The organism is Mycolicibacterium sp. lyk4-40-TYG-92 (genome assembly GCF_030209435.1).
Taxonomy (GTDB): domain Bacteria; phylum Actinomycetota; class Actinomycetes; order Mycobacteriales; family Mycobacteriaceae; genus Mycobacterium.
This window is the reverse complement of sequence record NZ_JARVRX010000020.1, coordinates 113,599-132,837: the sequence shown is the minus strand read 5'-3', so window position 1 is coordinate 132,837 and position 19,239 is coordinate 113,599. Positions and strand designations below refer to the sequence as shown.

Annotated in this window: 26 protein-coding genes; 11 read left to right on the top strand and 15 right to left on the bottom strand. The window is 66.0% G+C overall.

Annotated elements, in window-relative coordinates:
* Positions 1 to 42: 42 nt before the first annotated feature.
* A complete protein-coding gene (locus QRN63_RS25185; RefSeq protein WP_285033661.1) occupies positions 43 to 849 on the bottom strand; it encodes a DsbA family protein in 807 nt (268 codons plus the stop codon).
* 32 nt (positions 850 to 881) lie between these two features.
* On the opposite strand from QRN63_RS25185, the gene QRN63_RS25180 reads away from it, so the two are divergent.
* Both QRN63_RS25180 and hisS read left to right on the top strand, forming a co-directional pair.
* On the top strand, positions 882 to 1,547 hold the full coding sequence (locus QRN63_RS25180; protein WP_285033660.1) for an MBL fold metallo-hydrolase: 666 nt from the start codon (positions 882 to 884) through the stop codon (positions 1,545 to 1,547).
* Positions 1,544 to 2,803: a histidine--tRNA ligase gene (gene hisS / locus QRN63_RS25175; RefSeq protein ID WP_285033659.1), complete on the top strand. Its 1,260-nt coding sequence runs from the start codon at positions 1,544 to 1,546 to the stop codon at positions 2,801 to 2,803. The genes QRN63_RS25180 and hisS overlap by 4 nt, the downstream gene beginning before the upstream one ends.
* A gap of 138 nt (positions 2,804 to 2,941) precedes the next feature.
* On the opposite strand, the gene QRN63_RS25170 is transcribed toward hisS, so the two are convergent.
* Together QRN63_RS25170 and QRN63_RS25165 are read right to left on the bottom strand one after the other, a co-directional pair.
* Positions 2,942 to 3,457, bottom strand: coding sequence for a cytochrome b (locus QRN63_RS25170; RefSeq protein WP_285033658.1), 516 nt, complete (start codon positions 3,455 to 3,457; stop codon positions 2,942 to 2,944).
* Complete coding sequence (locus QRN63_RS25165) at positions 3,454 to 4,515, bottom strand: catalase family peroxidase (RefSeq protein WP_267317210.1); 1,062 nt, start codon at positions 4,513 to 4,515, stop codon at positions 3,454 to 3,456. Before QRN63_RS25165 ends, QRN63_RS25170 begins: the two co-directional genes overlap by 4 nt.
* 44 nt (positions 4,516 to 4,559) lie before the next feature.
* Between QRN63_RS25165 and dtd the strand changes: the two genes are divergently transcribed.
* A complete protein-coding gene (gene dtd / locus QRN63_RS25160) occupies positions 4,560 to 5,000 on the top strand; it encodes a D-aminoacyl-tRNA deacylase (RefSeq protein WP_285033752.1) in 441 nt (146 codons plus the stop codon).
* A gap of 43 nt (positions 5,001 to 5,043) precedes the next feature.
* Positions 5,044 to 5,475, top strand: a complete 432-nt coding sequence (locus QRN63_RS25155) for an Rv2576c family protein (RefSeq protein WP_267317211.1) — start codon at positions 5,044 to 5,046, stop codon at positions 5,473 to 5,475.
* Between the two features lie 4 nt (positions 5,476 to 5,479).
* Here the strand turns inward: QRN63_RS25155 and QRN63_RS25150 are convergent, their stop codons facing one another.
* The 3 genes from QRN63_RS25150 to QRN63_RS25140 are packed head-to-tail and all read right to left on the bottom strand — an operon-like array spanning position 5,480 to position 9,018.
* On the bottom strand, positions 5,480 to 5,893 hold the full coding sequence (locus tag QRN63_RS25150) for a ChaB family protein (protein ID WP_267317212.1): 414 nt from the start codon (positions 5,891 to 5,893) through the stop codon (positions 5,480 to 5,482).
* Between the two features lie 46 nt (positions 5,894 to 5,939).
* Positions 5,940 to 8,048, bottom strand: coding sequence for a catalase (locus tag QRN63_RS25145; RefSeq protein WP_285033657.1), 2,109 nt, complete (start codon positions 8,046 to 8,048; stop codon positions 5,940 to 5,942).
* 55 nt (positions 8,049 to 8,103) lie between these two features.
* Positions 8,104 to 9,018, bottom strand: a complete 915-nt coding sequence (locus tag QRN63_RS25140) for an alpha/beta hydrolase (protein ID WP_285033656.1) — start codon at positions 9,016 to 9,018, stop codon at positions 8,104 to 8,106.
* A 256-nt stretch (positions 9,019 to 9,274) separates the two neighbouring features.
* Here QRN63_RS25140 and mbp1 point away from each other — a divergent pair, with 256 nt between their 5' ends.
* Positions 9,275 to 9,511: a microaggregate-binding protein 1 gene (mbp1, locus tag QRN63_RS25135; RefSeq protein ID WP_267317215.1), complete on the top strand. Its 237-nt coding sequence runs from the start codon at positions 9,275 to 9,277 to the stop codon at positions 9,509 to 9,511.
* Positions 9,512 to 9,570: 59 nt separating this feature from the next.
* Here the strand turns inward: mbp1 and QRN63_RS25130 are convergent, their stop codons facing one another.
* The 3 genes from QRN63_RS25130 to QRN63_RS25120 are packed head-to-tail and all read right to left on the bottom strand — an operon-like array spanning position 9,571 to position 10,679.
* Positions 9,571 to 10,101: a DUF6328 family protein gene (locus tag QRN63_RS25130; RefSeq protein WP_285033655.1), complete on the bottom strand. Its 531-nt coding sequence runs from the start codon at positions 10,099 to 10,101 to the stop codon at positions 9,571 to 9,573.
* Positions 10,082 to 10,318, bottom strand: a complete 237-nt coding sequence (locus QRN63_RS25125; protein ID WP_267317217.1) for a hypothetical protein — start codon at positions 10,316 to 10,318, stop codon at positions 10,082 to 10,084. The genes QRN63_RS25130 and QRN63_RS25125 overlap by 20 nt, the downstream gene beginning before the upstream one ends.
* Before the next feature lie 16 nt (positions 10,319 to 10,334).
* Positions 10,335 to 10,679 (bottom strand): hypothetical protein, encoded by a 345-nt coding sequence (locus QRN63_RS25120; RefSeq protein ID WP_267317218.1) that lies wholly within the window; start codon positions 10,677 to 10,679, stop codon positions 10,335 to 10,337.
* Positions 10,680 to 10,821: 142 nt separating this feature from the next.
* On the opposite strand from QRN63_RS25120, the gene QRN63_RS25115 reads away from it, so the two are divergent.
* Both QRN63_RS25115 and QRN63_RS25110 read left to right on the top strand, forming a co-directional pair.
* Entirely contained in the window at positions 10,822 to 12,624 is a 1,803-nt protein-coding gene (locus QRN63_RS25115; protein ID WP_285033654.1) for a thiamine pyrophosphate-requiring protein, read from the top strand.
* Between the two features lie 278 nt (positions 12,625 to 12,902).
* Complete coding sequence (locus tag QRN63_RS25110; RefSeq protein WP_502888195.1) at positions 12,903 to 13,721, top strand: SigB/SigF/SigG family RNA polymerase sigma factor; 819 nt, start codon at positions 12,903 to 12,905, stop codon at positions 13,719 to 13,721.
* Here QRN63_RS25110 and QRN63_RS25105 read toward each other — a convergent pair.
* From QRN63_RS25105 to QRN63_RS25095, 3 genes are all read right to left on the bottom strand, one after another.
* Positions 13,703 to 13,909 carry a CDGSH iron-sulfur domain-containing protein gene (locus QRN63_RS25105; RefSeq protein ID WP_350224475.1) on the bottom strand — a complete coding sequence of 69 codons (207 nt, stop codon included), beginning with the start codon at positions 13,907 to 13,909 and terminating at the stop codon, positions 13,703 to 13,705. The genes QRN63_RS25110 and QRN63_RS25105 overlap by 19 nt on opposite strands.
* A 26-nt stretch (positions 13,910 to 13,935) precedes the next feature.
* The gene (locus QRN63_RS25100; protein WP_285033653.1) at positions 13,936 to 14,613 is read right to left on the bottom strand and encodes a methyltransferase; all 678 of its coding nucleotides are present in this window, start codon (positions 14,611 to 14,613) and stop codon (positions 13,936 to 13,938) included.
* 123 nt (positions 14,614 to 14,736) lie between these two features.
* Complete coding sequence (locus tag QRN63_RS25095) at positions 14,737 to 15,501, bottom strand: endonuclease/exonuclease/phosphatase family protein (RefSeq protein WP_285033747.1); 765 nt, start codon at positions 15,499 to 15,501, stop codon at positions 14,737 to 14,739.
* Positions 15,502 to 15,556: 55 nt separating this feature from the next.
* Here QRN63_RS25095 and QRN63_RS25090 point away from each other — a divergent pair, with 55 nt between their 5' ends.
* The 3 genes from QRN63_RS25090 to QRN63_RS25080 all read left to right on the top strand — a co-directional run bounded on the left by QRN63_RS25090 (position 15,557) and on the right by QRN63_RS25080 (position 16,591).
* Complete coding sequence (locus tag QRN63_RS25090; RefSeq protein WP_285033652.1) at positions 15,557 to 16,105, top strand: hypothetical protein; 549 nt, start codon at positions 15,557 to 15,559, stop codon at positions 16,103 to 16,105.
* 88 nt (positions 16,106 to 16,193) lie between these two features.
* Positions 16,194 to 16,406, top strand: a complete 213-nt coding sequence (locus QRN63_RS25085; RefSeq protein ID WP_267317223.1) for a hypothetical protein — start codon at positions 16,194 to 16,196, stop codon at positions 16,404 to 16,406.
* A 29-nt stretch (positions 16,407 to 16,435) separates the two neighbouring features.
* Entirely contained in the window at positions 16,436 to 16,591 is a 156-nt protein-coding gene (locus QRN63_RS25080; protein ID WP_167526394.1) for a DUF6131 family protein, read from the top strand.
* A 27-nt stretch (positions 16,592 to 16,618) separates the two neighbouring features.
* Here the strand turns inward: QRN63_RS25080 and QRN63_RS25075 are convergent, their stop codons facing one another.
* From QRN63_RS25075 to QRN63_RS25065, 3 genes are all read right to left on the bottom strand, one after another.
* Entirely contained in the window at positions 16,619 to 17,368 is a 750-nt protein-coding gene (locus QRN63_RS25075) for a DoxX family protein (protein ID WP_267317224.1), read from the bottom strand.
* Positions 17,369 to 17,457: 89 nt separating this feature from the next.
* Positions 17,458 to 17,676, bottom strand: coding sequence for an Rv3202a family protein (locus QRN63_RS25070; protein WP_285033651.1), 219 nt, complete (start codon positions 17,674 to 17,676; stop codon positions 17,458 to 17,460).
* A gap of 67 nt (positions 17,677 to 17,743) precedes the next feature.
* A complete protein-coding gene (locus tag QRN63_RS25065; protein WP_285033650.1) occupies positions 17,744 to 18,043 on the bottom strand; it encodes a hypothetical protein in 300 nt (99 codons plus the stop codon).
* A 123-nt stretch (positions 18,044 to 18,166) separates the two neighbouring features.
* On the opposite strand from QRN63_RS25065, the gene QRN63_RS25060 reads away from it, so the two are divergent.
* Positions 18,167 to 19,186, top strand: a complete 1,020-nt coding sequence (locus QRN63_RS25060) for an iron-containing redox enzyme family protein (RefSeq protein WP_267317227.1) — start codon at positions 18,167 to 18,169, stop codon at positions 19,184 to 19,186.
* The last annotated feature ends 53 nt before the right edge of the window (positions 19,187 to 19,239 follow it).

The window sequence follows — 19,239 nt, the reverse complement described above, 5'->3', positions numbered from 1 at the left end:
GGCCAAATGCCTCGACATATGGTCGGCACCGAGTGTGCCAGGTCACCCTGAGACGGTCTTGAGCTGGTCCAGCAGCGCCTGCGGATCGGGGTTCTGCAGCACGGCGTCGCCGATGTCGGCACCGTTGAGCAGCACCGTCGGCGTCGAGTTGATGCCCGAGCTCTTGACCGAGTTGTTGACCATGTCGCGGTACTTGCCGCTGGTGATGCAATCGGCGACCGAATCAGGTGCGCCGGCTTTCTGGGCCTGGGTGACGAGCTCGTCGTCGGACGGGTACGACGTCGCCCCTTCGTCGGGCTGATGCGCGAACAGCGCGGCCTGGAACCGCTGGAACGCCGCGGTGTCGGCGTCGGCCACGCAGTATGCGGCCGCGCCGGCCCGCACCGAGTACGACGTCAGGTCGCCACGACCCAGGATCGACACCATGGTGTAGTCCACGGCGATGCGGCCGTCGGTGATCAGCTTGCCGATGGTCGGGCCGTAGACCTGCTCGAACCGGCGGCAGAAGGGGCATAGGAAGTCCTCGTAGACCGCCAGCGTGGCCTTCGGCTCGGAGCTGCCCGGCTTGGTCGCGACGTTCGGTGCCGCGAGGTGGATCGAGCGCAGCGGCGTCGGCCCGGATTCCGCGGATGACGTCGCGCCGGCCCCACCGACGGGCTTGTTCTCGTGGCGCAGCACGATAACGGCGGCGACACCCGCCGCGACCAGCGCGATGACGGCGATGACGGCGAACATCACCCAGCCGGTGCGGGACTTCTTCGGCGGCGGAAAGCCCGGAACGTATTGCGGCGCACCGTAGTACTGGGGCTGGTCGGGCGGCGGGGGTCCCCAGGGGCCTGGCTGCGTCATGGAGGCAGTTTCCCACGTGGGAAAATGGCTGCGTGTTGTTGACGGGGTTTCCGGCCGGGATGTTGCAGTGCAACTGCTACATCCTCGCGGCGCGCGCCGGGTCGGACGCGATCATCGTCGACCCGGGCCAGCGGGCCATGGGCCGCATCCGCGAAATCCTGGATGAGAACCGGCTCACCCCGTCGGCGGTGCTGCTCACCCACGGCCACGTCGACCACATCTGGTCGGCGCAGAAGGTGGCGGACACCTACGGCTGCCCGGTGTACATCCACCCCGAGGACCGGTTCATGCTGACCGATCCGATCAAGGGATTCGGCCCGCGCCTGGCCCAGCTGGCGTTCGGGGTCTTGTTTTCCGAGCCCAAGCAGGTCGTCGAACTCGATCGGGACGGCGACAAGCTGGAGCTGGGCGGGATCACCGTCACGGTGGACCACACGCCGGGGCACACCCGGGGCTCGGTGGTCTTCCGCGTGGCTGACGGTCCGGCCGAGCTGGCATTCACCGGCGACACCTTGTTCAAGCAGTCGGTGGGCCGCACCGATCTCCCGGGCGGCAGCGGCCGGGACCTGCTGGACTCGATCGTGACAAAACTGTTGGTGCTCGACGACGACACTGTGGTACTACCTGGGCACGGCCCCCAGACCACGATCGGCGCCGAACGCCGTACCAACCCATTCCTCGAAGGCTTATCACGTTGAGCGATTTTCAGGCGCCCAAGGGCGTCCCGGACTACCTGCCCCCGGACTCGGCGGAATTCGTCGCGGTACGCGACGGACTGCTGAACGTCGCGCGGCTGGCCGGGTACGGCCACATCGAGCTGCCGGTGTTCGAGGACACCGCGCTGTTCGCCCGCGGTGTGGGGGAGTCCACGGACGTGGTGTCCAAGGAGATGTACACCTTCGCCGACCGCGGTGACCGCTCGGTCACGCTGCGCCCGGAGGGCACCGCGGGCGTCATGCGGGCCGTCATCGAACACGGGCTGGACCGTGGCGCGCTGCCGGCCAAGCTGCGGTATTCCGGACCGTTCTTCCGTTACGAGCGGCCGCAGGCCGGCCGTTACCGCCAGCTGCAGCAGGTGGGCGTGGAGGCCATCGGCATCGACGACCCCGCGCTGGATGCCGAGGTGATCGCGGTGGCCGACGCCGGCTTCCGCTCGCTGGGACTCGACGGTTTCCGCCTCGAGATCACCTCGCTGGGCGACGACACCTGCCGCCCCCAGTACCGGAAGCTGTTGCAGGACTTCCTGTTCAAACTCGATCTCGACGAGGACACCCGCCGCCGCGCGGAGATCAACCCGCTGCGGGTGCTCGACGACAAACGGCCCCACGTCAAGGAGATGACGGCCGACGCCCCGGTGATGCTCGATCACCTGTCGGAGGCCGCCAAGGAACACTTCGACACCGTGCTGGCGCACCTGGACGCCCTCGGTGTGCCGTACGTCATCAACCCGCGCATGGTCCGCGGCCTGGATTACTACACCAAGACCACCTTCGAGTTCGTGCACGACGGCCTCGGCGCACAGTCCGGGATCGGCGGCGGTGGCCGGTACGACGGTCTGATGAAGCAACTGGGCGGCCAGGACCTGTCGGGCATCGGCTTCGGCCTCGGCGTCGACCGCACGGTGCTGGCACTCAAGGCCGAGGGCAAGACGGTGGCGTCTCCTGCGGCCGTCGATGTGTACGCGGTGCCCCTGGGCGCCCCGGCCAAGCTCGAACTGGCGAAGATCGTTGCGGCCCTGCGGGGTTCGGGTGTGCGCACCGACATGTGCTACGGCGACCGTGGCCTCAAGGGCGCGATGAAGGCCGCCGACCGCTCCGGCGCCAAGGTGGCCCTGGTCGTCGGGGACCGCGACATCGAGGCCGGCACCGTCGGCGTCAAGGATTTGTCGAACGGCGAGCAGGTCGACGTGCCCATCGCCGACGTCGCCGCGCGCGTGACCGGGCTACTCCTTTAACCGCGAGCGGCCGTGTCTGTACACGACACGCCGGATCGTGTGTGCATTTTGGGGTCGCTCGCGCCCCACGAGTGGCCCCACAATGTCATGAGTTGACGGCGTGTCGCTGTGCAAACACGGCCGCTCGCGGGATTTGGGTCAGTGGGTCATGCGGCGGAGCATGCCGTCACGCAGGGTCAGGGTGTGGAGCAGGATGGCGCTGACGTGCGCGGCGATCGCGGCGACCAGCAGATAGGCCACCACCGAATGTGCCTGGCGCAGAATGCCGTACAGGTCGGCGTCGAAGGGAACAAGGCCCGGGAGCGTCAATCCGAAGGCCCGCACCGGGCTGCCCGACGCCGACACCATGGCCCAGCCGACCAGCGGCTGCGCCAGCAGCATGGCGTACATCGCCAGCTCGGAGCCGGCGACCAGCTTGCCCTCCAGTGGTCCGACCGTGTCGGGCCATTTCGGCGGCTTGTGGGTGAATCTGTTTGCCGCCCGGACGATCACGATTACCAGGATGCTGATGCCCAGCGTCATGTGGACGGCGACCAGGGCGCCGTGGGAGCCGATCTGGTTGGTCATGGTGAAGCCGATCAGCAGTGCGGCGAAGACCGCCACCGCGGTCAGCCAGTGCAAAATCCGGGTGCGGACGGGGAAGCGGTCGGTCACGGCTTGACCTCCTGAACCTGAACGGCCGGAGCAGTATTCGGCTCGGTGGTCCGGGCGCGGTACGACCCGGCGTACACCGCCGACCGGGCGCTGAGCAGCGGATCGTCGGACGGTTCGATGCCGTCGGGCAGCACCAGCGGATCGAAGTTGATGTCCCGGGCGTTGCCGGCGGCATCGGTCTGGGCCTCAGTGAGGGTCAGGACGCCGGCGTCGATGACCTGCCGGTCGGCCGGCCAGGGCAGCGTCGGGTCTGTCGGGTCGCCGTCCCGTCCGACCGTCAGCCGCAGATTCCACTGCAGCGGAGCCTTTTTCAGCTGCCGGATCAGCGCGTCGAACAGCGCGTTGGGGTCGTCGGATTTCGGCGGCAGGGCGGTCTGCTGCGGAACGAACGACCAGCGGACCGGGGTGCGGACACCGGCATGGTTCACCAGATAGAACTTGTGCAGGCCGGAGAAGGTGCTGTCGGCGAAACCCGGTGTGGGCGGGCTTTTCTTGACCAGTGCCGTCGCGGCCGCGGTCTCGGGGTGCCGGCTGAGGAAGTCGGCCATGACCTTCGGATCGGGCTTGCCGTCGGCGCCCGGTTTCGACGCCAGCAGCCGGTCGTAGAAGCCCTGCGGTGAATTGTCGACGAACACCGGGAGGTTCAGCATCGCGGTCCGCCACTGGGCGGCACCGGGGAAGCCGATGGCCAGGCCGAGCCCACGCGCTGCGCCGGGGGTATCGGCGGCGGTCGGGTTGCCACCGGCCAGAGAGAACCGACCCGCGACGGGCGTCTCACCCGGCCCGAAGACCGCGGCCCGCGAGAGGGCAGCCGCGTTGCCGTTGCTCATGAAGTGGCCGACCACCGAGACCCCTTTGGCATGGTTCTTCCGGAACCCGGGGTGATCGCCGAAGACGTTCCGGAAGCCGTCCAGGAACGTCTGGCGGGTCAGCGTGCCGGCGCGGCTGGTGTATGCGACCAGTCCCAGATCGACGGCGAGGAACGCCCCGACGGCGCCGAGGCCGACCAGGATCGAACGCCGGGTCAGGGGAGTACCGCGCCAGGATGGGCCGTCCATGACCACCACAGGTACCACAAACTGCTGTGGCAACATCGGCGAACGTGCGGGTACTGGTGCAGCGGGTGACGTCGGCGCGGGTGACGGTCGACGGGCTGACGGTCGGTGAGATCACCCCGAATCCTCAGGGTTTGGCCGCGCTCGTCGGCCTCACCCACACCGACGACGTCGCGGTGGTGCGCAAGATGGCAGACAAACTGTGGCGGCTGCGCATTCTCGACGGCGAGCGCAGCGCCGCGGACGCCGGGGCTCCGATTCTCGTGGTCAGTCAGTTCACCCTCTACGCCGACACCGCGAAGGGCCGTCGACCGTCGTGGAATGCCGCGGCGCCCGGGCCCGTCGCCGAACCGCTGGTCGACGAGTTCGCGGCCGCGCTGCGGGAGCTGGGGGCCGAGGTGGCCACCGGCCGGTTCGGCGCCCACATGCACGTCGAACTGGTCAACGACGGGCCGGTGACGGTGCTGCTGGAGCTGCAGGCGGGGTGATACGTCTGATGCAGGGTGTAACAGTCCGGTACGGTCAGTCGATATGACCGGCATGCGTAAAGCGACAGTCAAGTTGTCAGTGGTGTGTGGCGCGGCAGCAGTGGCGGCCGCCGGGCTGATGGCGCCGGTGGCGTCTGCTGACCCGGCCGGCCACGAGGTCCGGTACACGCTGTCGGTCGGTGGCCCGGCCACCTTCGACCTGCTGTACCTGGTCAACCAGCCGGCGAACAAGGCCGCCTACAACGCCGACGCGTACGCCTACCTGAAGCGCGAGACGGTCACCGTCGGCCCGGACGCCCCGTGGGTGTTCACCACGAAGCTCGCCGACCCGCAGTGGGCCATCTTCACTGTCAGCAGCACCACGCATGGCGGCCAGGCCGCCCCGGACTCGACGTGCGACATCGCGGTCGACGGGCAGTCGGCAGCGCACCAGACCGCGCCGTACAACGTGCAGTGCCAGCTCGGTCAGTGGTAGTTCGCTAGCGGCGGCTGGCCCGCCGGTTGGCCTTCTCGATCGCTTCGACCAGCTCACCTTTGTTCATGGTCGACCGGCCCCGGATGTCGAGCCGGCGCGCGATGTCCATGAGATGTTTCTTGGTGGCCTCGGTGTCCACGCCTTCGGCAGTCTTGCCGCGGGCGTTGGGCCCGCCGCTGCGCGCTCGTTCGTCGGACGGGCCCTTGTGGTCCTTCTTCTCCCAGTGGTCGCCGACCTTCTCATAGCTGTGCTTCAGCGCTGAGTACGCGACCCGGTGGGCACGTTCACCTTCGCCGTACTCCTCGGCGGCAGAGTCGTGCGCCTTCGCGAATGTGCGTTGTGCCTTGGGGCTCGACTTCTGCAGTGTGCTGGGCAGCTCACTCTTCTTGGCTTGCCCCTTCTTCGTGGTCTTCGGCATGACACTCCTCCTCACGGTGTGAAAACAGCTGGCGGGCAGATCAACATCAGGCCGGCACCGCTTCGGTTGCCCGGTTCCAGGTCCGGTGCCGCCGGATCGTGTCGATGAAGGCCTCGACGAACAGTTCGTCGAGCGCGCCGCCGTGCGAAGTCGTCGTGACAACGCCTCTGTCGGTGTGGGTTTCGGCCACCCCGGCAGATTCGGGATTGAGTCCCGCGGCGCGCAGCAAGCCGATACCCGCACCGAACGCGGCAACCGGCTTCAGGTGCTTGTAGGCCTCACCGACGAAATGGATCGCCGAACCGTCCTGTGCGAGTAGCTCGACGGACCCCTGAGCTCCCGGCACCAGCACCGCGTCGTAGACCGACGATGAGGTGGTGTTGAGCCCGAGATCCACGCCGAGTTCCTGGCCGGTGTCGGTCGTGATGGTGCCGCCACCGATGAGACCGACGATGTCGACGGTGGCGCCCAGCTCTCTGAGTGCGGCGGCGGTCCGTTCGGTGCCGCGGAGGTCCACTCCGTCGGCGGCGAGGACGGCGATTCGCCGACTGACGATGGAATCGGTCACGGTGTTCATCTGCGACAGCGCCGGCGACGACACCACCCGCTCGGGGACAGCGACTTCGTCCGGAGCCAGTAGTCCGAGCTTGGCGGCGACCCGCTCGGCGAGCTCGTGATCGATCATGTTGAGCTGTGCGATGACTCGTTGCCGGATGCCGGTCTCGGGCCCGACCTTTCCGAGTTCGAACGAATACGCGGCGACGATGTGATCCTGCTCGGCGGTCGACATGCTGAGCCAGAACATCCGGGGCTGGCTGTAGTAGTCCTTGAAACTCTCCGCGCGGCTGCGGATCTTGTGGCCGTCGACGCGTTCGGTGTAGTGCCGGAAGGCATCCTCGTCCGCCAGCGCGGGGCAACCACCGCCGAGGTTGTTCTTGAGGTAGCTCGTCGTCCCCACGGGGATGGTGTGCTGGCCGTAGCCGTCGCGCTGATTGTTGGTGACCGCCGCAACGGGCCGGTTGACCGGCAGGTGCGCGAAATTCGGCCCGCCCAAGCGGATCAGCTGGGTGTCGAGGTACGAGAAGTTGCGGAACTGCAGCAGGGGATCGTTGGTGAAATCGATACCCGGCACCAGATTGGCGGTGTGAAACGCGACCTGCTCGGTCTCGGCGAAGAAATTGTCCGGATTGCGGTCGAGCACCATCCGGCCGACGGGGATCACCGGAACCCGTTCCTCCGGAACGAGTTTGGTCGCGTCGAGCAGATCGAACGGGAAGGCGAACTCGTCGGATTCCGGAATCAGCTGAACACCCAGCTCCCACTCGGGGAACTGGCCGGCCTCGATGGCGTCCCACAGGTCGCGGCGGTTGAAGTCCGGATCCTTGCCGGCGATCTGCTGGCATTCTTCCCACAGCAGTGAGTGCACACCGAGTTTCGGCTTCCAATGGAACTTCACGAACACGCCCTCGCCGGCGGCGTTCACCAGCCGGAAGGTGTGCACACCGAAGCCTTCCATCATCCGGTAGCTGCGCGGCAGGGCCCGGTCGGACATCAGCCACATGATGGCGTGCAGCGTTTCCGGCTGTAGCGACACGAAGTCCCACAGCGTGTTGTGAGCGGATGCGGCTTGCGGAATCTCGTTGTGCGGCTCCGGTTTCACGGCGTGCACGAAGTCGGGGAACTTGATGCCGTCCTGGATGAAGAAGACCGGGAAGTTGTTGCCGACGAGGTCGTAGTTGCCCTGCTCGGTGTAGAACTTGGTGGCGAAGCCGCGAACGTCGCGCACGGTGTCGGCGGAGCCTCGGGACCCGGCGACCGTGGAGAAACGGACGAACACCGGCGTGCGCAGGCCCGGCGTGGTCAGGAATTTCGCCGCGGTGAAGTCGGCCAGCGAATCGTCGTAGGGCTCGAAGTAGCCGTAGGCCCCCGCGCCGCGCGCGTGCACGACCCGCTCGGGAATGCGTTCGTGGTCGAAGTGGGTGATCTTCTCGCGCGCGTGGAAATCCTCCAGCAGGGTCGGACCGCGTTCACCTGCGGTGAGGGCGTCGTCGGTGTGCGGAACCCGGACCCCCTGCTGTGTGGTCAGGTACCCCGCGTTGTTGTCGACACGCGCGGCGTCGAGTTGCTCGTGCTTCGCATTCGATGTTTCGTCCACCGTGTCTGGTTACCCACCGCGATCGGCAACAAACGCGGCGGCCGGCACCCGTGATTCACAGCGACGCGGCCGACGGATATTCCTGGTCGGCATTCGTCGCCGGGGCGACCTGCTTGATGAAGTCGCCGATGTAGCGGATCGCCCGGCGCCCTTCGGGCAGGACGGCAGCAGCGAGCGGGAAGTCGTGAATCTGCCCGTCCCACATATGAAGTTCACATTGCGCGCCGGCCTCGGTCAGCCGCTCGTACATCAGTTCCGCGTCGGGCCGGAGGAACTCGTCGCTGCTGACGTGGATCGACACCGGCGGCATCCGGCGCAGGTCTGCGTCCACGGGCGAGGCGATGGGCTGACCGGACGGGTTCTTCTCACCGTGCACGGCGACGTAGCGCATGAACGATGTCATCGCGCGAGCCGTGAACATGGCGCACCGGTCCTTGCCGCTGGGAGTTTTGTCGTGTGGGTTCAGCGTCGTCAGGGGAGAGATGGCCGCCACACCGGCGGTGGGCGGGTGACCTTGCCGCAGCAGTTCGGCGGCGGTCTGTAGGGCCAGATACCCGCCCGCGGAATCTCCGGCGACGACGATGTCGGACCAGCGGTAGCCGCGGTCCAGCAGCCAGCGGAGTCCATCGGCCGCGTCGGCCAGCGCTGCAGACAGCCCGTGGTCGGGCAACATGCGGTATCCGACGTTGAGTACCTCGGCGTCAGCGGTGCGGGACAGCTGGGCGGCAAAGGACCGGTGCGTGTTGAGACCACAGGTGAGAAATGCGCCGCCATGCAGGTAGAGGATCGCGCGACGCGCGGACGAGCCTGCGGTGCCGATCAATTCGGCCCGACAGGACGGCAGGCGGACACGCTCGACAGTCGCCGAACTCGGCATCGGGGCCAGCGCGGCGACCTGATCGATGGCACTGAAGGGCCAACGCAGATCCGGTTGCAGGGCCCACATCCGCACCATGTTCTTGACGAACACCCGGCAGAAAGCGCCAATTGCCTGAGATTGCGGGCTGCGCCGGCGGTGATGGTGCCGTACTCCCTGGCCATGCCGGGTATTTCGCATTGTGATCAACTCCTGCGTACTGTGCGCACTCGAATACCCACGCCGGATTTTGGTCAAACGTTGCGCCAGAGCAGGTTTCCGATCGGTGCGGAGCAGGTATGTCGGTAATGGCGAAGCGCTTCGATCGCACCCGAACAACACCAACACCGCAACACAAGGAGGAAATGCCGTGGGAGAGCACAACAGTGGTCCTGAAGAGGGCATCAAGGGCACCGTCGAGGGTGTCAAGGGCAAGCTGAAGGAAGCCGCCGGCAGCGTCGTCGGCCGGGATGACATGGTCCGTGAGGGTCAGGCCCAGCAGGACAAGGCCGACGCCGAGCGCGATGCGGCCAAGAAGGAGGCGGAGGCCGAGTCGGCCCGCTCCGGTGCGAAGGCCGCGGAGAAGCGGCAGCAGCAGAACCAGTGAGACAGCACGGCCCGGCCTTCTTACACCGTGGGGAGGCCGGGCCGTTCCTTGCGCGAAAACTATTGTGCGCGAGCGGTATCGTTGTGCCCGGTGTTCTGCATTGCCAGGGGCACCAGCACCCAGAATGTGCAGAACCCGGCCAGTCCGATGCCGCCGGCGATCCAGCCCGCCATCCGGCCCGCGACTGTACCGAAGATCAGCTCGGTCACTCCGGTCAGTGCCATGCCGAGCAGGATCAGGCCGTAGAACGCGCAGCGGTGCGCCGCGGCGACGATCATCGACATGCGGTGCTGCCGAAACATGATGCGGTGCATGCCAACTGGTGCTATCAGCAGAATCGCCGACGCGACCGAGAACGCCACGGTTGCCAGGTAGACGGCGCGGCTCTGGGCATCGAGCGTGGTGAATCGTTGTTGGAACGGCAAGGTCATCAGGAAGCCGGTGAGCAGTTGTACTCCGGTCTGGGCGACACGCAGTTCCTGCAACAGACTCGACCAATTACGGTCCAGCCGTTCGATTTCGGTCTCATGACGGGCCATCCGGTCCCATCTCTGGTCGGATGGTCCCTCGTCACCGTGATCGCCCGTCATCAGGCACATCGCTCCTGCGTCGAACGTGTTCGGTGTCGACGACGGTGATGCGATCGTCGGGTCCCGAACCGTAGAAACTGAAGATGTCTTTGTGCGACAGGGACTCCACCTGGATCTGGCGGACGGTGAGCCAGCGCCCTCCGGCCGGATCCTCGATGACATCACCCTTCGTCACGTCCGCGGGGCGGACTGCTTCGGCTTTCGTGTCTGTGGTCATCGGAACCCGTTGCCTCTCACGGTGTTTCGAAGGTGAATGTGAGGACGACGAACCCGGCGATCAACAATGCCCAGGCGATCAGCGGCACCACGATGCCGCGGCGGGTGCGTGCGGTCACGAACGACAGCGCCACGGCCAGAACCGCGACCACCGGCGCGCCGTACTCGATCAGCCCGAATACGAACGGGTTCGGACCTAACTTGGAGCAGGTGCCTTCGGAGCAGCCCGCGGTCGCCAGGACCTGGGCGTACTGATACAGGATGATGGCCAAGGCGGCCGGCACGGTGAGACCTGCCAGCACCCAGTTGATGACGGTGCGTCGCCGGTGCCCGGCTCCCTGTGCGTCTGTATCGTCTTGCATGATCGCACCGGTCTGAACCTCAGCCATCGACGCCTCCCGGGTGTTTGCGGGTTTTATTCGTACTTTCCTGTGCTGGACGTACCCGGGCGGTCGAACCGCGAAACGCCTGTTTCGTCCGGTATCGCGGGGGTACCTCGCCCGCATGACGACGACTGTTGGGGATTACCTGCTCGAGCGGCTGAGGCAATGGCATGTCCGTCACGTGTTCGCTTATCCCGGCGACGGGATCAACGGGATCGTTGCCGCATTCGGTCGCAGTGATGATGAGCCACAATTCATTCAGACCCGCCACGAAGAGATGGCTGCGTTCGCAGCGACCGGATACGCCAAGTTCAGCGGTGGCGTCGGTGTCTGTATGGCGACGTCGGGTCCCGGGGCCATCCACCTGCTGAACGGGTTGTACGACGCGAAACTCGATCGCATCCCAGTGGTGGCGATCATGGGTCAGACGGCGCGCAGCGCAATGGGCGGTAGTTACCAACAGGAGGTCGATCTCCACAGTCTCTTCAAGGATGTCGCGAGCGAGTACCTGGTCGAGGTCAATGTCGCCAACCAACTGCCCAACGCGCTCGACCGGGCGATTCGCATCGCGCTGGCCCGGCGCGCGCCGACGGCCCTGGTGATCCCGTCTGATCTGCAGGAGCAGCCGTACGAACCTCCGCAACACGAGTTCAAGCAGGTGCCGTCGAGTGATCCGCAGTATGTGCCGCCCTCGGTGCATCCGCGGGACGAACAGGTCCGCAAGGCCGCCGATGTCCTCAATGCCGGTGCGCGCGTGGCGATCCTGGTTGGCCAGGGTGCTCGCGGTGCCGCCGATCAGGTGCGCGAACTCGCCGACAAGACGGGAGCCGGCGTCGCCAAGGCCCTGTTGGGCAAGGACGTGCTGTCCGACGAGTTGCCCTTCGTCACCGGTTCCATCGGACTCCTCGGGTCCCGGCCCAGCTACGAGATGATGCGCGACTGCGACACCTTGCTGATCGTCGGATCGAATTTTCCGTACAGCCAGTTCCTGCCGAAATTCGGCCAGGCCCGGGCGATACAGATCGACATCGACGGAACCGCGATCGGTATGCGGTACCCGACGGAGGTGAATATCGTCGCCGACGCGAGTGCCGCGCTCGATGCGCTACTGCCGCTGGTGGAGCCGAAAGCGGAGCGGACATGGCGAGATACCGTCGAGCACAACGTCTCTCGCTGGTGGGACACCGTCGAGCGCCAGTGCATGTTGTCGGCCCGGCCGGTGAACCCGATGCGGATCGCGTGGGAGCTCTCGCAGCGGTTACCGTCGAACGCCATCGTGACAGCCGATTCCGGTTCGTCCACCAATTGGTATGCGCGCTGCCTCAAGTTCCGCGGTGAGATGCGCGGTTCGCTGTCGGGCACGCTGGCCACCATGGGGTGCGGTGTGCCGTACGCGATCGGCGCGAAGTTCGTGCATCCGGACCGCCCCGTCGTGGCGCTGGTCGGAGACGGTGCGATGCAGATGAACGGGATGGCCGAGCTGCTGACCATCAAGCGCTACACGGCGCAATGGCCCGACCCGCGCCTGGTGGTGTGTGTCTTCCACAATGGCGACCTCAATCAGGTCACCTGGGAATTGCGCGCAATGGGGGGAGCTCCCAAGTTCATGCCGTCACAAACGCTACCCGACGTCTCGTATGCCGAGATCGCCTGTGCCATGGGGCTGGAGGGTATCGCCGTCGACGACCCCGATCGGGTGGGCGAGGCTTGGGATCGTGCGCTGGCTGCCGACCATCCCGTCGTGCTGGACGTCCGGTGCGACCCCGAAGTGCCGCCGATCCCTCCGCATGCCACCTACGAACAGATCAAAGACCTGACCGCCGCAGTCCTCAAAGGTGACCCCAACGGCTGGCATCTGGTGTACCAGGGCATCAAGACCAAGGCCCAGGAGTACATCGCTCGTTCTGGTGGTGGCGCCCGGTAGCGCCGTGTAATGTGAGGAACAGAGCGCTGTTGTACAGCGCGGCCGCTTAGCCAAAAGCGGCGTCGGTCGAGGGGACTGCAACTCGGCGCGCGAATTCGGTCCAGAGCGGGGCCTCCATTCTCAGGATTCGCCGATTGCGGTCGGGCTTGACTACGGCAGATTGCCGTTCCGCCGGTAAGGCGGAGCCAGTACGTCGCTGACCCACCGCATTCTCGTAAATTTCTGTCCCGTCAATCGGTAGTCGCGTGCGTGCTGTAACACCCTGGAAGGGGTGCTGCATGTCAGTTTCTCTGTTGGAAAACGACTCTCGTGAAGTGAGCGAGTCGGTAGACGCAAGTCCGGACGAGTACGCGGATGTGGTCACGATGGTCACGATGCTTCGTCAATTACCGCCCGATTCGGACGAATATGCCCGTCAGCTCGAACGCATCGTGCTGCGGTGCTGCCCGCTGGCCGACCGCGTGGCACGCCACTTCGACCGCCGCGGTGAGAATCTCGAAGACCTGATCCAGGTCGCCCGCGTGGGCCTGCTGCAGGCGATCAATCGATTCGATCCCGCGCGGGGCTCGCGATTCGTGGCGTTCGCCCTGCCCACGATGATGGGTGAGTTGCGCCGGTACTTTCGAGACTATGGCTGGAAAGTCCACGTACCCAGGCGAATCCGCGATCGACAGCACGATATCGCCTGTGCTACGGCGTATTTGACGACCGATCTGCGAAGGGCGCCGAGCATCGAGGAGCTCGCCGCGGAGCTGGAGATCGACCGCGACCAGGTCGTCGAGAGCATCGTGGCAGCCAAGGCGTATCAACCCCAGTCGCTGGATGTGACCGTCAGCGACGACGATTCGCGAGCGCAGGCGCTCGGTGACTCGCTTGGTGAAGTGGATGCCGGTTTCGACCGCGTGACAGACCGCGAATCGGTACGGTCCCTGCTGGCGGCTTTGCCTCAACGTGAGCAGAAGGTGCTCTATCTCCGGTATTTCGGCGCCCTGACGCAGCGGCAGATCGCCGACTCGATCGGTGTTTCCCAGATGCACGTGTCACGGATACTGGACCGCACCTTGCGCGACTTGCGAACTCAGGTGGGCTGCGCCTGATCGGCGCCGGCCTTTCGGCCATCGGCGGCGGACCGGGTCTGCCGCCGATGGCTGGTGTCGCACCACGGATAGGTCTTGCTCCGCTGGCAGCAGCAGATGGCGACCATGAATCTGTCTGAGCAGATCCGGGTGCCGTCATCGAGTTCGACCTCGACCGGCCCTTGGATCAACATCGGGCCGCGGGGCACGATGCGTACTCTTCTGCGGCTGGGACTCACAGCTTCACCGCCTTGATGACGACCAGTTCCTCGGTGCGGCGGCCCGGCGTCAAACGGCCGGTGTCCTCCAACCAGCGTGCGCGCGCGGTCATCACGGGCCCGAATGCGATGGTCCGGCGCGCCACCTCATCGACCTGTAGCCCGCCGTCCCGCAAGGCGATGACGCTGGTCGCGACATCGGCGAATTCGGACTGGACGATGAGAACCGTGCCGCCGCACTTGAGCAGCGCGGGCGCCGCGGCGCACAGCGGATTGAGGATGAGGCGGCCATCGGGACCGGCGTTGAAGGAGGTGGGCGGACCGCCGGCGCCGACGATCACCGGTTCACGGTTAGCGGGCTCCGGCACGTACGGCGGGTTGCACAGCACCAGATCGAACGGCTCGAGTTCGAGTGCCGCAGACCAGGAGCCGAGCCGCGCATCGATCAGGCAACCGGCGAGTCGGGCGTTGGCACGGGCTGCCGCGACGGCGGCGCGCGACGTATCGAAGGCAACCACGGTGTCCGCTCCGGCACCGGATGCGGCAATCGCCGCCACCCCGCTGCCGGTACACAGGTCCGCGACGCGCATGCCCGCCGGGTGGCAGCAGCGGTGCATGGTTTCGATCAGTAATCGCGAATCGTGTTGCGGCAGATAGACGTTTGCGTACTCGGGCAAGATTTCGGAGCTCAGCATCGGGCTTCCTCTCTGGATCCAACCTCTCCGATATAACCGCGAATCAGCGTCGGCAAACGCGTCGAATCGGTAACCGCGCACCAGGTGGACGGTTTTGCTGCCGGCGGGAACGGGTAACAAGCATCAATGCCGGGTCACGGTGACAGCCAACGGGCGGTGATCCGAGAGTTCCACCTCCGGGGTGGTGTGTCGGAGCACCGCCAGCTGCCGGTCGTCGGTGAGCAGGTGGTCGAGCTGCTGAGTCGGGGCGTCCGCCGGGAACGTGTCGGCACAAACCAGCGAACGCATGCCCGACCAGCGCACCGCGGGACCCGTCGCCATGTTCAAGTCGCCGGCGATGATGTGTGGCCCAGGCAGGGCGCGGACCGTACGGGCCAGCTGCCACAATTGATGCCGATTCCAGCCGGGCACGAACGACAAGTGCGTGCCGGCGATCGTCATGGCACCCAACGGCGTATCGAGGCGCGCGATCACAGCGGCGCGGGGCTCCTCGTGCACGATCATCACTCTTCCGGGGACCGGCAGATACATCGGAAAGCGTGTCGGTATCCGGGGCAGCCGCAGCACCTGCCAGCTGGTCGCCGGGTAACGCGACAGCAGCGAGATGCCGTACGCCGCCGATTCCGGCTGTTCCTCGCCGGTGGCCGCGATCCAGGTGGCACCGGGCGTTCCGGTGATGGCCGCGACGAACCGGTGCGAGACGGCGTTCATCACCTCAGCCGCGATAGCGGTCAGATCCGCTCGGCCGGAACGCGATTGGTCGAAGTCCACTTCCTGCAGCGCCAGGATGTCCGGGTCGAGCAGGCTGAGGCTACGGCGAAGTCTGTCGAGATCGACGCCGTCGCCGACGGTGCGGCCGTGCAGGATGTTGAAGGTCGCGAGGCGCATCGAAGTCATGATGACTCGATACCCCCGAACGCCGGCTTTGATTGCTCGGTGCCTCATGTGCCCTGAGCGCACTCGACTGCGAGATGCACTGCGCGCCGCAGCCAGTGCGTTCAAGGCGAACGGGCAGAGTTTCGCCCTCGCGGGAAGCTACGCACTGTGGGTCCACGGCGCACCGGAACCTGAGCACGATGTCGACTTCGCCGTTCCCGAGCAGGACACCGAGTCGGCCGTGAACATCTTGGGACAGAACGGATTCGACATCGAGCGAACCCCCGAGGACTGGCTGTTCAAGGCGCACTTCGACGGTGTTCTCGTCGATGTCCTGCACCGGCTCAACGGTGTTCCTGTGGACTCCGTTCTGCTCGCCGGGGCCGAGGTACATGAGGTGCTGGCGATCTCGATGCCGGTCCTGAATCCGAACGCGGTGATCACCCAGAAGCTGCTGACCCTCGATGAGCATCACTGCGACTTTGCTCCACTACTCCCGGCGGTGCGTGCTGTCCGTGAGCAGCTCGACTGGCCACGAATTCGAGAGCTGGTGGCCGGAAACGACTTCGCCATGGCCTTTCTCGAGCTGGCGGCACGCCTTCGGCTGGACCGCTGAGCGGTCTTTTTCTCGCGCGTTAGTTTGCCATTACGCGCCCATGGGTACTTCTTCCAATGAGACCACAGGGGTCTGTGTAGGAGGAGCCATGTTGCGAGGAAGCGTGGGCGTCATCGTGGTGGTCTGGCTGCTGGTCGGCGTACTGGCGGCCTGGCAGCGCGACTATTTCCGCGGCGGCGACACCAGCTGCGGCACGGCCGGGCGTATCGCGCTGACCGTGATAGCTGGGCCGTTGAACTACGCCGGGGTCAATCCGAAGGTCGTCGATTGCCGACTGCCTCAACCAAGTGCGATGCGGTAAGCCGCGTCTGAGATAAGGAAACGATCATCATGATTGCTTTGGGAGTAGTCCTGCTCATCCTGGGCTTCGTCTTCAACGTGTATCTGCTGTGGACCCTGGGCATCGTGCTCGTCGTGGTGGGCGCGATCTTCTGGCTCCTCGGGGCGGCCGGCCATGCCGTCGCCGGACGCCGATACTGGTATTGACGCGACGAGGGGGCGAAAGCCCGGGCCTCAGGCCCGGGCTTTCGCCTTCTTTGCGGTAGTGACTGCGGTATCAGCCAACTCCGAAGCACGTGCGCTGGCTTTCCGGTACGCGGATTCCGCATAGGGCGCAGCTTTTTCGAGGCCGTCTTCCAGTGTGTCAGCCAACTCCGAAGCACGTGCGCTGGCTTTCCGGTACGCGGATTCCGCATACGGGGCAGCCTTTTCCAAGCCATCTCCCAGTTTCTCGCGCGCGACGCCGGCGAGTTCGCGGCCGTGCTCAAGCGCGACTTCTGTCCTGGACGGCACCGTCGAGGAGAGGGCCTCCGCTGCCCGCTTGGCGGCCCGCCGTCCTCGCCAGCCCAGTGACGGCTTTCCGGCGGTATCCGCCGAAGCGAGGATCAGACCGCCGAGGAGGCTGAGGTCGGCCAGAAAGCCCCGGCGTTTGGCGGCTTTGGCCTCCGGATCGTTCTCGGCCCAGAACATGTGATTGCCCAGGTTTGCGGGAATCACCGTCGCCGCCAGCACCGCCGACGCCACGCGCGGAATGCGTCCAGTGGCCAGTAACAGCCCACCGGCGACCTGGGCGGCCGCGGTCGCCTGCGCCACGGCGACAGCGTTGGACGGCACGTTGCGTGCCACGGGATCCGGCATTTCTTTCAGACCGTCGAGCGCGGGGCGGACCGCCTCCGCGCCGGAGTCGGTGTTCAACAGGGTTTCGACGCCCTGTCCGATGAAAGCGGTGGCAAGAAGCGGACGGGCGATCCTACGAATGATCATGAAGCAGGGATTTCCCCGGTGGCGCCGACCCAAACATCACCCCGGCATCGTCTCGCCGCCGAGGGGAGCCATGCGGCTGTTCGGCCATCTCACGCATCGCGTCCGAAATCGTCTTCGTCGGCGTCTATTTCGACGTCCGCGGTCTGCTCCAGCCAATCGTGCGGCGTGGCCTCGGTCGGCGGGTTGTCGCGGCCGCTGACTGCGGCCTCGTCGTCGGGGACCTGTTCGTGGACGTCGCGTAACTGCTCGACGGCGTCTGCGTCGGGGACCGCGTCCGGGACCGCGTCCGGGAACTGTTCTGGTGTCATGACAGAGCGGATACCCGCCCCGCAGCCCGGAAAACACTGCGTGCGTCTATGTAGCGGGCAAGGAGAGTCAGCTTGTCGGTGGTGTCCGCGGCTCGCCGGGATGCGTCTGGAGATAGTCGAGCTCGCGGCGCCGGATGCGGCGGTGCCGCACGAAGAGCCACGCACCACCCCCGACGGCCAGCACGGCCGCGAGCGCCAGGGCCACGCCACCGGTGTCCGCTTGGCCGTTGGCGAAGAAGTACAGGCTGATGACCAGCGTGGCCACTGCGAACCCAACGGCCACCAGACCCGGAGCATTCGTGCCGTCCTTGAAGGATTCGCCGGCATGCGGCCGGGTGGTGCGAGCATGGTCGACGGGGTCTTTCATGGATGCCTCCTGGGGATCAGTCCTCGATGTTCTAATGCCCGGTGCCGGGCGGTTCTACACCCGCGGTGCAGGCGTCTACACGTGGGTTTAGCCGTCCTCGTCTGCGGGTATCGGGGTGGTCTCATGTGCACAGAAGAACTAGTTCAGCCTTTGCTGCCAGACCCCCGCGGTCCCGTGTCCAATGTCGTGCTCGGACTGCTGGGCGAGCGATTGCCCACGCAATACCTGGCGCGGATACAGCTACCGCTGGCGAACGCGGACCCTTTCGGGCTCGACCTGCAGCTGGCGCTCTATGTCTGCTACGAACTGCACTATCGGGGTTTCGCCGACACCGACGAGAAGTGGGAATGGAACCCCGCTCTCCTCGACGTTCGTCATCGCCTCGAGGAGCGGTTCCTGGCCGCAGTCCGAGAGCTCGTCGGCGAGATCAGCCCTGACAGTTCGGCGCATGCCGAGCTGGATCGCTGTGACACCGAGCCAGTGGATGAGTCGAGTCTGTCGGTGTATCTACAGGACCAGGCTACGTGGCCGCAGATGCAGGAGTACTTCGTCCATCGGTCGCTGTACCACCTGAAGGAAGCCGATCCGCAGTCGTGGGTGATTCCGCGGTTGACCGGTCGCGCGAAGGCCGCGTTCGTGGCGGTGGAATACGACGAATACGGCGGGCGTGGCGGTTACGCGACCATGCACCAGCGGCTGTTCGCCGATCTGCTCGACGCCGCGGATCTGCGCAGCGACTACCTGTACTACCTCGGCAACGCGACGGGCAGCACGCTTGCCGCCGTGAACCTCATGTCGATGTTCGGTTTGCACCGCCATCTGCGCGGTGCGGCCGTCGGCCACTTCGCCGCGACCGAACTGACCTCGTCGCCGGGTTCGCAGCGAATAGTCAAGGGCCTCAAGAGACTTGGTGCTCCGCGGCCGTGCGTCGAGTTCTACCGCGAGCACGTCGAGGCCGACGCGGTTCATGAACAGGTGGTTCGCAAGGACGTCGTGGCAGACCTGTTGTCGCGCGAGCCGGGCCTGGAAGCGGACGTCGTGTTCGGGATTCGGGCATTCGATGCGATCGAGGGGCGGCTCGCCGATCACATGCTGTCGAGCTGGGCCGCGGGGTGCCCGTCGCTGCAGCACTGGCCCGTTTGACCGTCGGCGCACCGGGTAATCGATGGGGGACGCGCCCACAGCCCGGGCGCGTC

Excerpts from the sequence above, each read along its gene's own strand:
- QRN63_RS25165 (WP_267317210.1), bottom strand. The coding sequence starts at position 4,515 with ATGGACGGCCCATCCTGGCGCGGTACTCCCCTGACCCGGCGTTCGATC.
- QRN63_RS25185 (WP_285033661.1), bottom strand. The coding sequence starts at position 849 with ATGACGCAGCCAGGCCCCTGGGGACCCCCGCCGCCCGACCAGCCCCAG.
- QRN63_RS25130 (WP_285033655.1), bottom strand. The coding sequence starts at position 10,101 with ATGACGGGCGATCACGGTGACGAGGGACCATCCGACCAGAGATGGGAC.
- QRN63_RS25150 (WP_267317212.1), bottom strand. The coding sequence starts at position 5,893 with ATGCCGAAGACCACGAAGAAGGGGCAAGCCAAGAAGAGTGAGCTGCCC.
- QRN63_RS25115 (WP_285033654.1), top strand. The coding sequence starts at position 10,822 with ATGACGACGACTGTTGGGGATTACCTGCTCGAGCGGCTGAGGCAATGG.
- QRN63_RS25060 (WP_267317227.1), top strand. The coding sequence starts at position 18,167 with ATGTGCACAGAAGAACTAGTTCAGCCTTTGCTGCCAGACCCCCGCGGT.
- QRN63_RS25070 (WP_285033651.1), bottom strand. The coding sequence starts at position 17,676 with ATGACACCAGAACAGTTCCCGGACGCGGTCCCGGACGCGGTCCCCGAC.
- QRN63_RS25120 (WP_267317218.1), bottom strand. The coding sequence starts at position 10,679 with ATGCAAGACGATACAGACGCACAGGGAGCCGGGCACCGGCGACGCACC.
- QRN63_RS25155 (WP_267317211.1), top strand. The coding sequence starts at position 5,044 with ATGACCGGCATGCGTAAAGCGACAGTCAAGTTGTCAGTGGTGTGTGGC.
- QRN63_RS25065 (WP_285033650.1), bottom strand. The coding sequence starts at position 18,043 with ATGAAAGACCCCGTCGACCATGCTCGCACCACCCGGCCGCATGCCGGC.
- QRN63_RS25110 (WP_502888195.1), top strand. The coding sequence starts at position 12,903 with ATGTCAGTTTCTCTGTTGGAAAACGACTCTCGTGAAGTGAGCGAGTCG.
- QRN63_RS25125 (WP_267317217.1), bottom strand. The coding sequence starts at position 10,318 with ATGACCACAGACACGAAAGCCGAAGCAGTCCGCCCCGCGGACGTGACG.
- QRN63_RS25095 (WP_285033747.1), bottom strand. The coding sequence starts at position 15,501 with ATGCGCCTCGCGACCTTCAACATCCTGCACGGCCGCACCGTCGGCGAC.
- QRN63_RS25100 (WP_285033653.1), bottom strand. The coding sequence starts at position 14,613 with ATGCTGAGCTCCGAAATCTTGCCCGAGTACGCAAACGTCTATCTGCCG.
- QRN63_RS25090 (WP_285033652.1), top strand. The coding sequence starts at position 15,557 with ATGTGCCCTGAGCGCACTCGACTGCGAGATGCACTGCGCGCCGCAGCC.
- QRN63_RS25075 (WP_267317224.1), bottom strand. The coding sequence starts at position 17,368 with ATGATCATTCGTAGGATCGCCCGTCCGCTTCTTGCCACCGCTTTCATC.
- QRN63_RS25085 (WP_267317223.1), top strand. The coding sequence starts at position 16,194 with ATGTTGCGAGGAAGCGTGGGCGTCATCGTGGTGGTCTGGCTGCTGGTC.
- QRN63_RS25080 (WP_167526394.1), top strand. The coding sequence starts at position 16,436 with ATGATTGCTTTGGGAGTAGTCCTGCTCATCCTGGGCTTCGTCTTCAAC.